Source organism: Sporomusa sp. GT1, from assembly GCF_014634905.1.
Lineage (GTDB): Bacteria > Bacillota > Negativicutes > Sporomusales > Sporomusaceae > Sporomusa > Sporomusa sphaeroides.
Genome location: NZ_BMBX01000004.1, coordinates 190,701 through 204,970 on the forward strand (window position 1 = coordinate 190,701; position 14,270 = coordinate 204,970).

Consider the following 14,270-nt stretch of genomic DNA (forward strand, 5'->3'; position numbering starts at 1 on the left):
AAAAGTAATTACTTTACGGTGAATAAATGCCTCTTATCACCACGTTTTACAATGAAATATTTATCATGTCAAAATCCATCATTATACACACTAAAATTACACTTGGGGTCAAAATGGGGTCAAAACAAACAGTTTCTTCTTTTTTCGCAATAAAAAAGGCTTCTAGCAAAAACGCTAGAAGCCTTGACTTCACTGGCGGAGAGGGTGGGATTCGAACCCACGGTCCCTTTGACAGGACACTTGATTTCGAGTCAAGCACCATCGACCACTCGGACACCTCTCCGTATTTATTTTCGGCGTAAACGGAAGAACTCTTTCATAATACCGGAACATTCATCGGCGCGCACTCCGGCTATTACTTCCAACCGGTGATTGAGCGCAGGATGTTGCACAATATTGAACAGCGACTCTACTGCCCCGGCTTTGTAGTCCGGACTGCCATACACCAATTTGTCTATGCGGCTCATGACAAGTGCCCCAGCACACATGGGACACGGCTCTATAGTAACATAAAGTGTAGCTCCCGTCAACCGCCAGCGGTTCAACTGCTGACAGGCATCCCGGATGGCAATGACTTCCGCATGTGCAGTGGCATCATGCCAACTTTCCCGCATGTTGTGAGCAGCAGATACAACCTGATTATCCATCACCAGCACCGCGCCAATAGGTACTTCACCAAGAGCAAATGCCTTTCTCGCCTCAGTAAGTGCCAATCCCATATAGTAGTTGTCATCCACGTTATCTCACCGCCGAACGGTTTTGCCAAAAATGTTACTTAGATATTATATCCCGCCGCCGGAAAAAAATCAATGTCACATGTTGGCGATATTCAAGGAAAAAGCCAAGAAACCTTAATAAGGCTTCCTGGCTTTTATATTGACCTGCCTAACCAGTTATTTATAGACTTTAATGCGTTCTCCCAGCGGTTGAAATTCCTTGTCACCGGGGGCTGCGGTAGGTTTGCCAAAAGGCATTTGGGCAATCAGCTTCCATTGCTCTGGAATATTCCATTCCTTTTTTACAGCTTCGTCGATAAGCGGGTTGTAATGCTGCAATGAAGCGCCAAACCCCTCTAGCTCCAACGAAGTCCAGACTACCAATTGCAGCATGCCTGAGGACTGTTGAGACCATAGCGGAAAGTTCTCTTTATAAGAAGGAAACTGGTTTTGCAGGTTTTCCACAACACTCATATCTTCGAAGAAGAGGATGGAACCGGAACCGTTGGCAAAAGAATTGATTTTTTCTTCTGTTGATGCAAACTTTTCCGGAGAAACAATCTTTTGCAGTTCATTTTTGGTAATATTCCACAGCTTGTTATGTTGTTCGCCGAATAAAACAACCACCCGTGCACTTTGTGAGTTAAAGGCGGAGGGCGTATGCTTAACTGCCTCTTCAATTACTTGTTGAACCCGCTCGTCGGTAGTAACAAATTCCTTGCTAATTCCATAAAAGCTTCTTCTATCTCGCACTGCAACCAAAAAGTTTTTTTCCATAATGCTGCCTCCGTTCCATCTATTTGGATAAATATAGTTATATGTTTAGTATAACATACTGTGTCTCACTAAAGAACTATAATGATTTACTATTATTGTTTTCAATGAGGGGCACTGATTATTCCACCATATGCATAATAAATCGAAATTTCGTCACGAAATCCCATAATTCGCACAATAAATTTGGTATAATAATTTAATTGTGTAGGAATATGAAAATTAGATGTTAGGTGCGCTGGAGGGATCTTGTAAATGACCTTTTACGAGCTTTCTATTGTTGTAACTTTATCAGCTACATTTATTGTCGTATGTGTCTACTTCTTTTTATACTCTCTATATCGCCAAACCTATATTGGTCTGTGGGCTATTTTTTGGCTTGTCCATTTTGTAAGCCAAATCTTTTACCGTACTCCACTCCACCAACTTCCTTTGTTCCTTTTAATCAGCGTTCAGATTATATTACTCAGCAATTATTTACTGTTGATATATGCCACGTGTAAATTTTTAGAACATAAAATGCATAAGGGCTGGTATTACTCGGCATTTGGGGTCATTATATTTTCTATTATAACCAGCTCTCTAGATATGCATTTTCTTGTTAAAGTAGTTCCCGCTTGTGTCTTCGTTGCTTATATATACTTTTGGCACAGTTGGATGTTTATACGGCATCTTAACACTAAAGGCTGGGGAAAAACTATTGTAAGCTTAGCTTTTTTAGGAACAGGAATACATACTTTAGATATGCCGTTTCTGATAACTGTTACTTGGTTCATTCCATGGGGATTCCTAATTAGCGGCACTCTCCGATTTATCATAGCCCTGGGTATATTAATGCTCTATCTAGAGCGAAATTTCCGCGATTTAGCGACTAAAGAAAAACAATACCGCCTCCTGGCGGAAAACGCTGCCGACACCATTTATCTCTATAAGCTACATCCTGTTCCAAAGATTACCTATTTAAGCCCTTCTATCGTCAAATTAACCGGCTACGATATCAGCGATTTTTCCCAGTCGCCCGAACTACTTTTCTCCCTGATTCATCCAAGTGATACCTTACTCATTCAGAAACTTATACAAGATCCTGTTGCAACTTCGGCTACTCCCATAATTATGCGTCTTATCCGGCGGGATCACACTATTATCTGGGTTGAACAAACCACCGTTCCCATTTTTGATGAAAATGGTGTCTGCATGAGTTTCGAAGGAATCATTCGTGATATTACTGCCCGAAGGGAATTAGAACACGATGTTTCCCGCTTAGACCGGCTAAATACAGTAGGTCAAATGGCGGCAAACGTAGCGCACGAGATCAGAAACCCACTGACAACAGTCAAGGGATACTTACAGCTCTTTCAACGAAAATCTAACTTCGCCAGTTACCAGGAGCAGTTTAATCTATTAATCAGTGAACTTGACCGGGCCAATTTAATTATTCAGGAGTATTTGTCTCTGTGTCAGAATAAATCAAGAGAACTAAAATCCTTCCAACTTAACCAAATCATCCAAGATATTTATCCTTTGCTAAAGGCTGCCGCCAATGCCACCAGTAAAGATGTGTGTTATAATGCGGCGCCTACACCCGCCGTGTGTCTGGATGAGAAAGAAATCCGACAGTTATTATTGAATTTAGTTCGTAATGGTCTGGAAGCCATGGAACCAGGTGGAACTGTTACGTTAAAAACTTATGTTGAAAATGGCGATGTGGTCCTATCTGTCCAGGATCAAGGGAAAGGAATCCCTCAACACATATTAGATAATATCGGCAAGCCCTTTTTGACCACCAAAGAAAATGGGACCGGCCTTGGCCTTGCTGTCATCTACAGAATAGTTTCCGATCACCGCGCCACTATTCAAGTGGATTCGGGACCTCTAGGAACAACCTTCAAGGTCATCTTCAAAAATACATAAGGCAGCGGCTTGTTCTTCAAGGAGTCCTAACAAGGACTCTTTTTTTTGTTTTAATATGTCTTATTTACTGTGTAGCATTTATATTCAAACCATGAGAAAGGAGGTGGTGCCTTTGATTGTATTAATATTTTCCCAGGGCATTTGACGTAAAAATAAGGAGATGATCTTATTATGAAAACCAACAACATCCCAGTTTATTGCGATGACCAGCCTAATTGCCCCGTACAAATCCGTATTGCTACCCAAACCTGGGAAAAACACGAGATTTACCGGTTGCGTTATGAAGTGTATGTGCAAGAAATGGGAAAGCCCTTAGAATCGGCTGGTAACAATGAAGGACTGCTTTATGATGTGCTTGATAACAGCAGTATCTTATTGTATGCACAGACCGGCAACAACATTGTAGCCACAATACGGGTAACCATCGCCGCAGCAGAAAACTATCCTGCTGACTTAGCTGAAGTTTTCTGCATGAATAAGATTCAGTTGCTTCATACCAATTGGGGCAATCAACATTTTGGTCTTGGCACCAAATTAGCTGTTAAACCTGAATATCGGAATTCACCCACTCTTTATCTTATAATTTCCGAGGCTTACCGCCTTCTCCGTGAATATAAAGTTCAATTGTGCTTTACAGGCTGCAACCCTTACCTTGTTCCATTATATGAGCGAATGGGTTTTAGAAAATTTGCCAAAAATTTCACAGATCCAGGTTATGGCTTGTTAGTATCACTGGTTATGGTAGTAGAAGATATTAATCATTTCCGTGCTATTAAATCTCCCCTATACCGCCATGCCCGCAGATATTGCAATGATCTAACCATACCCCAACAATTCCTGCAAGCATTCCCGGAAACAGCAAAACACATCAATACCCAATTAGCCTCCCGTGAAAGCCTATGGGCCTATGTCCAGGAGAAGCTACTTGTCTCTCCTTATGTAATTCCGCCCTTCATAAACCTTGATAGTGAGAGCATTATGACTATCCTGGCGTCAGGCGCTCTCTTCCATTGCGCGTCAGGCGACTGCATCCTCTACCCCAACAGTTTGTCAAACGATATATATATTCTAATCTCAGGCACTTTGCAGGCCACTTCACCGGCAGGCACACGCATCCTTCTGCCTGGTGATCATTTTGGCAGCCCTGTTCTGTCTGCCCAAGTCCGGCAAACCGAAACAGTAACTGCTTTAACCGAATCGGAAGTCTTTGTTTTACCCGGACAAGCCCTGGCACGTTATCAGCATCTTCATCCGCAAGCGGCAGAAATCCTAGTAAGCAACCTAACAACCAGCCGGGGATTTGCCTATGCTTGCGCCTCATTAACCGAACAAGGAGGAAAAGAAAATGACTAAAGGTATTGATTTATTATTGGTGAACAGCTTTGCGCCCAGACAGCGAATTGCATCTGACGCGGCATTGGAAAATGGACTGGCCGTCATCCGAACCTATCTGGAAGAACACGGCTTTACCGTGTATGTTGCCGACGAACAGCGAGTGTCGCGCGTAGAAAAGGGGGTTCCCCAGTGGTGCACCCGGTTGCTGCGCAAACTGGTAAAATTGCAGCTTCATGAATACAGCCGCCGTTTTAAGCCACTGGGCTTGCTTTCCCTGCTGCTGGCTTGGCCGGTTCAGTCGCTAACCCTGCATTTCCGCAAAAAATATATGGAGAAGATTATCAACAATATCGTTACCCTGGTAAAAACCGAGCAAATCCCCATTGTGGGAATCAAGCTTTGGGGCGGCGCTCCTTATGCCTGGAGTGTCAGACTGGCGCAAAGGCTCAGGGAGGCCAATCCTGAAACCATTGTGGTTGTCGGCGGACCGCATGTCAAGGTGTATGGTGAATATGTGTTAGCCGAAAAGCAATTTGACTTGGCCATTATGGGCCCTGGCGAAGAAATCCTGGAATATCTGCTCAATAAAAGAAAAACCGTCCCGACAAAAGCCGCTTTCCTCAAACTGGTGCAGCAGGAAATCGGGCCTTCACCGGTAATCCGGACAGGACACTATCATGAAACCGGCGACTATATGTTCCACTCCTTTACTGTTCCCAAGTACAGGCCAGTAGACATGGCAGACAAGGTATGGTTCCATACCCTGGTCGACGGCCTGGGTTGCACTTGGAATAAGTGCAGCTTTTGCTCACATACCAGGCAAAATACCCATTATACGCCACGGCCATTGGCAGAGATAAAAGACGAAATTACGGCAATGACCAGCCGCGGTATCGCCTTTTTCCGGTTCAGCAGCTCAGAAACACCGATAGGGCACGGCCGGGACATCGCACAAATGATTATCGATAATAAGATAAAAATGAATTATTCCATGTTTGCCCGGCCAGGTAATGTAACCGAGTATGTTTATGAGAGCTACCGCCTGATGATCCGCTCCGGCCTCAGAGCCGTATTTTTAGGCGGTGAAACCGGCCATGATGAAATTAATGACAAAATTATGAACAAAGGCGTTACGCGGAAAAACATCATTGATACCATTCATTGCATCAAACTGGCGGCATCGGCCGAAAATATGTCTTGCCAAATCGTGTTATCCATGATCTATCCGTGCCCGGTCGTCCCCGGCGTAACCCTGGAAGAGGTTTTCGAGCAAAACGTCAGCTTGATTATTGAAGCCAATCCGGATGCGGTTATCATCAACCCGCCCGGTGTGTTCCCCGGCACAGTCTGGTTTGACGACAAAGAAAAGCTGGGCTTCAAGCTAGGAGAAAACTTTGTCCCGGAACTGATGAACTACGAGTATTCCATCTACAAACCGGTCGAGTTCTGGCGCAAACTGGACTACACGCTCAACGATCTTGATATGGCGAAAATACTAAAAGAAATCGGCAGGTTAAACCGGGTCATTGTGGATATGGGTATTCCCATCAACATTTCTGATGATTATCTGATGATGAGCCAGGCCATCGGCTATAGCTCCAAAGAAGACCTCTTCGAGTTCAAGAAAACTTCTTTTGTCGATATTATCAGCGGCACTTGCAACTATATCAAACACATTACCCATAAAATGAATGAACGCAGCAAACAATTGGCTGACGCCAATCCCACAGTGCAGGATAATCCTGATCCTGCAGAAATTGTATTGAAAGAAAATCATTAAATGTATACTGTCCTGCCCAGACAAAAGGAACCGCCGGCTGGCGGTTCCTAGTCTTTTGGGGCTATAAAGCCCCTTCAGAGACTTACCTGTTAATTGTCCTGATAATAATACCTTCTAACACAGCCGCAAAGCGCCGGTCATCTTCCTGGGTTCTTTTCCCCGGCCCTTTGGTTCTGCCCCCACCCCGCCGAAACTTTGCTTTGAGCTCCCGTTCTTCTAACAGGAATTCAATCCTTGCCGGCTGATATTCCTTCCCCACCGGACTCAGGCAATAGGCGGCCCTGCCAAGCACCATCGAGGCCAGGCCCCAATCCTGGGTAATGACAATATCCCCCGGCTCGGTCAGGTTAATTATCTTTATATCGGCTTCCTGGGAAGCACTCCCTACGATTACATGGTGGTCTGAGATAATATTGTGATTAAAACTGGCTACCGTCCAAACCGGGATAGCATAGTTGCTCCCGATTTGGCGGCACAACTGCAGCACGGCCTTCGGACAGGCATCGGCATCAACTACTATTTTCATGGCGTTTTTTCCCCACCTTCCAATTGGCCCCCAAAACATGCACCACTAAACCAATCATAATTAGCAAAGCGCCAACCCCCTGCCAAAAAGACACTGTCTCTCCCAGCAGCAAGACCGAGCTGGTCAGTCCCACCACCGGCACCAACAGCGCAAATGGGGAAACCACTGCTGCAGGATAACGGGAAAGCAGCTTTCCCCACAAACCGTAGCCAATGATAGTAGCGAAAAGGGCTAAATAGATAAGCGCGCCCAGGCTTGCCCAACCGGCTGTATGCCAGGCGGCCACCCAGGCATCATAGCCTTCCAGCCATAAGGACAATACCATTAACGGCAAAATAGCCGCCACACCCATCCAGACAATCAGGGACAATATCGGAAAAGCCGGTATTCCCACGGTAGCCCGCCGCATAATGACATTGCCGGCACCCCAGCAAGCGGCGGCAGCTATAACCAGCCCAAAGCCGGTGGCCGTCATCTCACCACCCTGCTGCGAACCAATAATGGTCATGCCGCTGCCTGCTAAAAACAGCCCTGCCAGATGGTTCCAGCGCCACTGTTCTCCCAGCCATGCGACGCCTATCAACAGGGTAAAAAAGGCCTGAGATTGCAGAACTAATGAAGCCAGCCCGGCCGGCATCCCCACTTTCATCCCGATAAACAGCAGCGAAAACTGTCCTACATTTATCGACAAGCTTAGAGCCAGCAGCCAAGCCCAGGAAATCGGCGGCCTTGGCAGGAAAAAGATAATCGGGAAGCAGGTTAACACAAACCTCAGCACCACTAATAAAAGCGGCGGAATATCCCGCAAACCTACTTTAATAGCAATAAAATTAAGGCCCCATACAATAACAACCACCAGGCCGATGAGGATGTCCCGTTTTTGCATGCTGGCAAACTCCTACTCTGTGCAGCTCGGCACTTTTGTTAAAAATCCGCAGACCAAGTGTCCACGGATACTTACTTTACCCCTTTGGTTTTTTCGGCATAGGCCAAACATTCCTGTCCGGACGACTCCCTGACAACAGCAGCAGGAGTTCTATGGCTTTTAAAGCCCATGGCTCTACAGCCATAGGGGAAAACCTTATCCCAGGTAATATAATAGTGTTGGCATTTGGTACACTTTGGTGTCTCGTTCATTTGGCACCTCATCCAGGTCAATGCTAACTTATATCACTGTACCTCTTAGTCTCTTATTATACCAATTCGAATTTTTTTTGTCATTATTATCTCGCTAAAGAAACATCGCTTGCACCCCGCCTTTGGCAAAAGCACAAGCCGACGTTGATCCTGCCGGTAAAAATCACTTTCCGGTAAAATAAAATTACCCCCCTGCCAGGCAGGGGGGTATGTATGGTGCTTATGTATGCGCATAATTCAAAAGTATTTTTTTCGCAACCCTCAGACTCGGAGGACACCTAGTACATTATTAGTATCCCCACTATATACATAAATTATTCCTCATTCGCCTCAATTATTTTTTGCCTGTCAGGAATGGCTGTTTCCGCCGGTGGCAATAGCGGACAAAAACCGATCGGACACCGCGGTTCTTGCGGCAGCTTTCGTTTGACTTTGAGCAGCATAAAATTAATCTGGCTAACGTGCTGGACAAGCTCAACCTCCGAGCCATCAGGCATAACCCCCTGAAACCAGAGCAAACTGGGGTCCAAATAACCGATACGTGATACGCTGAATTCTGTTGATTTACCAAAACTCACCAGGCGCATCCCCACCTCATGCTCCTGGTCCAGTTTAGCCTCAAAATCCTTGACCCGCTCCACAAGCTGCTGAAACATATTCTTGGCAGTATAGGGCTGATTGAATTCAGACAACTGCTGGCTAAAGGACTTCAGCATGGGGATATCGGGCAAAGACCAATTCTTAGGATTCAAAGTCATGCATGTCACTCCTAACAAAGCTTTCCTACTGGATTCGCCACCGCCGGGGATAATCCTCTATACTTCCGGCTGCGCCTGCCGGCCTTGACAGCGCAGTTTCCTAATCCATTATTTATTGATTATGCTGCCGATATTTTTTAACTGGATGGATATTGTGCCATCCGGATTATTAACAAACTCAATATACTCGCTGCTTTCAAAATAATCCACAGGAAATGTTATTTCAATCCCGGTATCGGTTTTAATCTTATGGCTTTTTCCCTTTTTAACGGCAAAATCCTTATCGATTTTGACAGTTTCAGCAATGCCGGCACTTTCTACTTCTTTGATATATTCGGCCTGCATGGCAGGCGAAGCGCTGAACACCTCTTTGCCTAAGGCCACCGGGTCCAGTTGTTCGGAAATCCCGGTATTCTCCACAATATAATTTTTGGCTTTAGCCACTGCCTCGACAGTGCTTGCTCCGTGATTTTCCGCTACCGTGCGGGTAATGGCATTCACCAAGGCAAGGGTCTCCTTCGGTGAAACCCGTGAACTGCATTCTAATACCTGATCGGCCAGGATATAGGTTTCCACGCCATTGACTGAGCGCTTTTTATCAACAAAGGTAATCGCCAGTGAATTGGCATCAATAAAGGCATATTCATCCAGCTTTTGCGCCAGCCCCGGCAAGATGGCATAATGGTTGATAATATCATTTTTGATTTTGTCATTTTCCTGTACCACCTGATGAATGAAGCCAATTTTGTTATTGCATTTTAACAGCGCAAGCATCCGGTTGCTGTCAATGGTAAAATCGCAAATTAGTACATCGGTAGAGGCCAGGGCATCGGCCTGAGCCATGGCAGCATACATTAATTCGGCGGCATAAATGGAAAAACCGGTGAAATCCACACCGCCGGCAAGATAGTCTGCTACCTGCTGCCTGAACTTGCTGTTGGGATAAAAATTGCCTGTTTTGGCACTCTGATCCTGATACAATTTTTCGATATGCTTAGTTAAAAAGGCGACAACACTGTTACTGGTTATATCCAGCTCCTGTTCGGAAAAAACCGTTACGCCTGAGTTAAAATCCAGAATATGCAGAATGGCTTTATCTATATGTATCAACATGGCAATCTTCCTTTTCTCCCGCTATTTACTGACACAGTTCCGTCCCTTCTTTTTCGCGCGATAGAGGGCAGTGTCAGCGGCTTTGATTACTTCGTGAGTTTCCGCATGCTTTTCGCTGCGTTCAGCCGCTCCAATGCTGATGGTTACAAACAGCTTTTTCGTGGCTTTTTTCTTGGTCTTCTGCGCCCGTTTTCCCCGGTAGGCGTACGGTGTTTTTTCTATTGCTTCCCGCAGTTTCTCCAGATGAGGCAAGGCATTGGCAAGCGGCGTATGGGGAAAGACAATGGTAAACTCCTCACCGCCATAACGAAAAGCTTTCCCGCCCCCTGTCACCTTTCTTAAAACAGTCGCCACCAGGCACAGCACGTCATCACCGGTGTCGTGGCCATAGGTATCATTGAATTTTTTGAAAAAATCTATGTCCACCATTGCGATGGTATACTCGCCTCTTAGCTTCATCAGTTCTTCTTTGAGGGCACGGCGGGCCGGCAGCCCGGTCAGCTCATCAAGATAGGCCATGGAGTAAGAATCCTGAATGACGGCAATAATCAGCATGATCCCGGCAGCGGCAAAAAATACCGGCAGCGCCAACGGCTCGGCCTGCCACTGAAGCCCCAGCATAGTGCTAACCAGTACCGCGGCAAAGGTGCGGTCCAACCGGGACCGGGTTTTGAGCTGCCTGATAAAGAGCAATAAAAACGCAGCCGCATAGGCCAGTAATGCCACCTGCGGAATTTTCGTTATGCCGGACAGGTCTTCAGCCAGGAATTCTTTATGAAAAAAGCTGAGCATGGTACTGTCATTGGCGGTAATCGCCATCGCAACATAAAATACCTGGAAAAGAATAATCGCAAACCGTCCCAGGCCCCAGGTATTAAAGATTCCCCGTTCTTTCAGCAGCGAAAAAACGAATATATTCATCGGCAACAGTGTACAAAGCACAGGGTACAGTACTGCCGGCAGCGCCGCAATTCCGGTATCGGCCGCCGCTGTGCCACTAAGCGCATACTGGGAAAGCGCCAGCAGCATAGTAATAAAAAAGACCCGGCTGCGGTTAAACCACCAGCTCAGAATCATTCCGGCACCATATAGGATATAGGCAGAGCTATCCAGCATCGCAAATAATGCGTCATTGACAGGCATTTGAAAATAGGCGATAAAGATCACAACCAGCACCCCGAACGGAATGGTGGTAAATCCTGACAGTATGTTTGCCATTCGGTTTCCTAAAGTCCTTTCACTCATTTTGTCCTTATGCTGTTTTGCCAACTACCATTATAGCAATTTCGACATTTATTGTCATTAATTTATGGTGCCGCCGAAGGTAAACACCCAGCGATGCAGCGAGTATAACAATCAGCCACACACCGGGGCTTTCCGGTGGAATACAAAAATCCGTAGACGAAACCGTCTACGGAGGCTTATCCGGCAAGCAGGCTAACTCTGTTCCTTCGACGCCAGCTTGACCAGCCTTTGCGCCAGGTGCCAGCCCACGCCGATGATGCTTTCAATATGTAAAAAATGCGCGATCGACGGATCATACAGGATGGTGGCATTGGCCGCAACTTCTTCATCACCTTCCCACACCACCGCACATAGGGGAATTTTCGGGAACACCTGAAAAACCGCAGCAGCATCGCCAAATTTCGCAGCCTGGCCGCCGAGCCGGGCGGCACAGGTAAGCAGAAACTCCGGACGGTTACCAAAGGTGTTAATCAAGCTCTGAATCGGAGTTTTGCGAAACGCAGGATAAAACAAAATACCGCCATTGGGTATTTCCTTGAGGCTTACCCATTTATTTGCCGGCTCTGCCTGGTATTGGAAAAAAGACAGATAATGCAGCAGCAAGATAGCGGCTTCCATTTCCGGCGTTTTTCCATCTGCCTGTCTGGCAATGGTTTCGTGTTGTATGTCTACTATGTAATTTTCATTAAACATGGGGACGATAAATTGCTGCACCTCAGGCAAGTAAGTCACCTGCATGTATTGGGAAACTTCCTCAGGGTCCTTTTGTTTCAAATCCTGCCAGCCTTTATTATAAGCAATCCGGTAATTTGACTCCATACCAATCCCTCCCTTGGGACTAATTATAACCCATTTGTCCGGAGATTTCTGAAGAATTTTCCCCTGGGAGCGATATACACCTGGTTTTTACAATAAAGTCACTTTAAATTGCGATACTTATCCAGCAGAAATTTTGTCTGGCGCAAAACCTGTTCCAGCTTACTGCCCGCAGTATGGACTTGCTGAAAACCGCTGTGCAGCTCCTGCAAGGTAATGGTTCGCTGCTGTTCCAGCATGGCCAGCGAAGGGAAGCAGAGAGCAAAGTTGCTCCAGACTTTTTTGATAATTATATAGGTCAGGAGAGAACTGCCTGTCGTATAGGTCAGCCCGCCCACCAGCCGGAGCAGCAGCCAGGGAAAAATCCCCTGATTTGTCTCCCCCACCGACAGCCCCGCAACATACCAGAGATAGGACTGCAAACCACCGGCGACAAGTAAGGCCGCCGACATGACCAGCAAACCGGCGTTCAGGCAAAAGACCCCCAGCAGGCTGAGCCGGTAGCTTTGTGTATCAAGCGCAATTTCCGAGAAAAAAATATAGTAGCCTAACGCCAAAACCAGAAAACCAAAGACACCAAAAACCGCCAAATGTGAATGGGCAGAGGTTATGTATGTGCCATGAATATATTTGTTGACAGCAGGAACCGCCATCAGAAAGCCCAGTAAGCCTGCCCCGAAAATATGATAAAACATACTGCTGGCAATCATGACCATAACCACTTTCTCGCGTTGTCCCAATTGAAAAAAATATTGCAGTTTCACGGTTTTACCAATGGCGTACAGCAGTAAGAACGCAGGCACAACCTGGATGGTGCTGAAAGCGCCGCCTATCCATATCCAGTAAAACGGGCCTCCGGCCCAATAGTAATGATGGCCGGTAGCCAAAACTCCCGTTAAGACCATAACCGTAATATCCAGATAAATGACATTTTCAATAACGCTACGCTGCATTCCCGGCAAATTTAGCACAGCTGCCGCCAGCACACCTGTGCCAATAAGCTCTAAACTCAGTTCTTCCCAAAGGTGAACCACCCAAAATTTCAGGAATTCTTCAGCAACCGGATGCGCATAACGCAGCAGGTTAGGCAAAAAGAAGACAATCAGGGTAAAACTCCCGGCTAAGATACTAACAAGCGTTGCCCGGCTTTTCGGCACCTTGGCCGCAAGATAGGTTCTGATAAGATTATAAAACAGGAGACTGATGGAAACGGCAATTCCCAGCTTGAGTGGCCGCCATGCTTCGAGATATTCAATGCCCTCATTGAAACCCAGCACAAGCGAACCAAGTATTGTTACTATGGTTACCAGAAACACCCAGAAATTTGCTTCAATGAGTTTTAAACTATACATTTCCCTGCCGGCTTCACGACTGAAAAAATAGTATACAATGCCTGTTATGCCAAACAGCGGCCACAGAATACTGATATTGAGATGAAAAGACCTGCCGGCTGTAAACGGAACCGGGTTGGGGAGGTCGGGAAAAGCGGTATCCAGGGCGCCACCGGTTGACACAATGCCTTGCAGTCCAAAAAATATAAAAGTTAATACAACATACTTATAGCATAACTTTTGGGAAAGTAGCATCAACGGGCTCCTTTATTGGTATTCAGCGGCCAATCAAGCGTGTTAAGGGTACTGAGATATCTGAGGTAAGCCACCACGGCTGCTGCGTCTTGCTCATTAAGCTGTTCATGGCGCTTTTTTTTAGCTCCGGTTAGTACCGGTGCCTGTACCAGATATTCCGTAAGAGCCGGCGCACCGGTTCTGACATAGCTCTTGGTAAGATCGCCCCCTACATAGCCGCCGTTGCCAAAAACGGTATGACACTCAATACAGGCCCGCCGTTGGAAGATCTGTTTCCCCTGCAAGGCATCAGGCGGAATGGGCTGCTCTGCGTCGGCATTACGGATAGAATCATAAACCAAAACAGAAAAAAGTCCCATCACGGCCAAGAGGATGCCAAAAAAAGTATAGGCTTTGCCCAAAGCCGGTCCCTCCCTTTATCCCCACCTAAGGATTACGTTATAGTATTGCCACATTTTTGCAAAGTAGCCGCTCTTCTGCCCAAGTTCTTCGCTGCCTGCCCCGCAAATCCGGTTTAAACCAAGGGCAAATATCAAATACTATTCCCTAATAAAGATAAAGGGTTGTTAAGGA

At 46.2% G+C, this 14,270-nt stretch carries 14 protein-coding genes and 1 tRNA gene; 3 read left to right on the forward strand and 12 right to left on the reverse strand.

Annotated elements, in window-relative coordinates:
- Positions 1 to 193 precede the first annotated feature (193 nt).
- The 3 genes from GT1_RS08330 to GT1_RS08340 all read right to left on the reverse strand — a co-directional run bounded on the left by GT1_RS08330 (position 194) and on the right by GT1_RS08340 (position 1,493).
- Positions 194 to 283 (reverse strand) — tRNA-Ser (locus tag GT1_RS08330).
- 4 nt (positions 284 to 287) lie between these two features.
- Positions 288 to 737 carry a tRNA adenosine(34) deaminase TadA gene (gene tadA, locus GT1_RS08335; RefSeq protein WP_188398318.1) on the reverse strand — a complete coding sequence of 150 codons (450 nt, stop codon included), beginning with the start codon at positions 735 to 737 and terminating at the stop codon, positions 288 to 290.
- 156 nt (positions 738 to 893) lie between these two features.
- Positions 894 to 1,493, reverse strand: coding sequence for a nitroreductase family protein (locus tag GT1_RS08340; RefSeq protein ID WP_188398319.1), 600 nt, complete (start codon positions 1,491 to 1,493; stop codon positions 894 to 896).
- Between the two features lie 252 nt (positions 1,494 to 1,745).
- Here GT1_RS08340 and GT1_RS08345 point away from each other — a divergent pair, with 252 nt between their 5' ends.
- From GT1_RS08345 to GT1_RS08355, 3 genes are all read left to right on the forward strand, one after another.
- Entirely contained in the window at positions 1,746 to 3,401 is a 1,656-nt protein-coding gene (locus GT1_RS08345) for an ATP-binding protein (protein WP_188398320.1), read from the forward strand.
- Between the two features lie 171 nt (positions 3,402 to 3,572).
- Positions 3,573 to 4,754, forward strand: coding sequence for a cyclic nucleotide-binding domain-containing protein (locus tag GT1_RS08350; protein ID WP_188398321.1), 1,182 nt, complete (start codon positions 3,573 to 3,575; stop codon positions 4,752 to 4,754).
- Positions 4,747 to 6,516, forward strand: coding sequence for a B12-binding domain-containing radical SAM protein (locus GT1_RS08355; RefSeq protein WP_188398322.1), 1,770 nt, complete (start codon positions 4,747 to 4,749; stop codon positions 6,514 to 6,516). Before GT1_RS08350 ends, GT1_RS08355 begins: the two co-directional genes overlap by 8 nt.
- Positions 6,517 to 6,598: 82 nt before the next feature.
- On the opposite strand, the gene GT1_RS08360 is transcribed toward GT1_RS08355, so the two are convergent.
- From GT1_RS08360 to GT1_RS08400, 9 genes are all read right to left on the reverse strand, one after another.
- Complete coding sequence (locus GT1_RS08360) at positions 6,599 to 7,042, reverse strand: DUF188 domain-containing protein (protein ID WP_188398323.1); 444 nt, start codon at positions 7,040 to 7,042, stop codon at positions 6,599 to 6,601.
- The gene (locus tag GT1_RS08365) at positions 7,026 to 7,928 is read right to left on the reverse strand and encodes an EamA family transporter (RefSeq protein ID WP_188398324.1); all 903 of its coding nucleotides are present in this window, start codon (positions 7,926 to 7,928) and stop codon (positions 7,026 to 7,028) included. Before GT1_RS08365 ends, GT1_RS08360 begins: the two co-directional genes overlap by 17 nt.
- Before the next feature lie 71 nt (positions 7,929 to 7,999).
- Positions 8,000 to 8,179, reverse strand: a complete 180-nt coding sequence (locus GT1_RS08370) for a uracil-DNA glycosylase (protein ID WP_075756242.1) — start codon at positions 8,177 to 8,179, stop codon at positions 8,000 to 8,002.
- 314 nt (positions 8,180 to 8,493) lie between these two features.
- Positions 8,494 to 8,937 carry a DUF6173 family protein gene (locus GT1_RS08375; RefSeq protein ID WP_075756243.1) on the reverse strand — a complete coding sequence of 148 codons (444 nt, stop codon included), beginning with the start codon at positions 8,935 to 8,937 and terminating at the stop codon, positions 8,494 to 8,496.
- Between the two features lie 108 nt (positions 8,938 to 9,045).
- Entirely contained in the window at positions 9,046 to 10,050 is a 1,005-nt protein-coding gene (locus GT1_RS08380; protein ID WP_188398325.1) for a nucleoid-associated protein, read from the reverse strand.
- Positions 10,051 to 10,071: 21 nt separating this feature from the next.
- Positions 10,072 to 11,268, reverse strand: a complete 1,197-nt coding sequence (locus GT1_RS08385; protein WP_188398326.1) for a diguanylate cyclase — start codon at positions 11,266 to 11,268, stop codon at positions 10,072 to 10,074.
- A 219-nt stretch (positions 11,269 to 11,487) separates the two neighbouring features.
- The gene (locus tag GT1_RS08390; protein ID WP_188398327.1) at positions 11,488 to 12,114 is read right to left on the reverse strand and encodes a DUF3786 domain-containing protein; all 627 of its coding nucleotides are present in this window, start codon (positions 12,112 to 12,114) and stop codon (positions 11,488 to 11,490) included.
- 98 nt (positions 12,115 to 12,212) lie between these two features.
- Positions 12,213 to 13,697 carry a cbb3-type cytochrome c oxidase subunit I gene (locus tag GT1_RS08395; protein WP_188398328.1) on the reverse strand — a complete coding sequence of 495 codons (1,485 nt, stop codon included), beginning with the start codon at positions 13,695 to 13,697 and terminating at the stop codon, positions 12,213 to 12,215.
- Positions 13,697 to 14,098: a cytochrome c gene (locus GT1_RS08400; RefSeq protein ID WP_223226126.1), complete on the reverse strand. Its 402-nt coding sequence runs from the start codon at positions 14,096 to 14,098 to the stop codon at positions 13,697 to 13,699. The genes GT1_RS08395 and GT1_RS08400 overlap by 1 nt, the downstream gene beginning before the upstream one ends.
- Positions 14,099 to 14,270 lie beyond the last annotated feature (172 nt).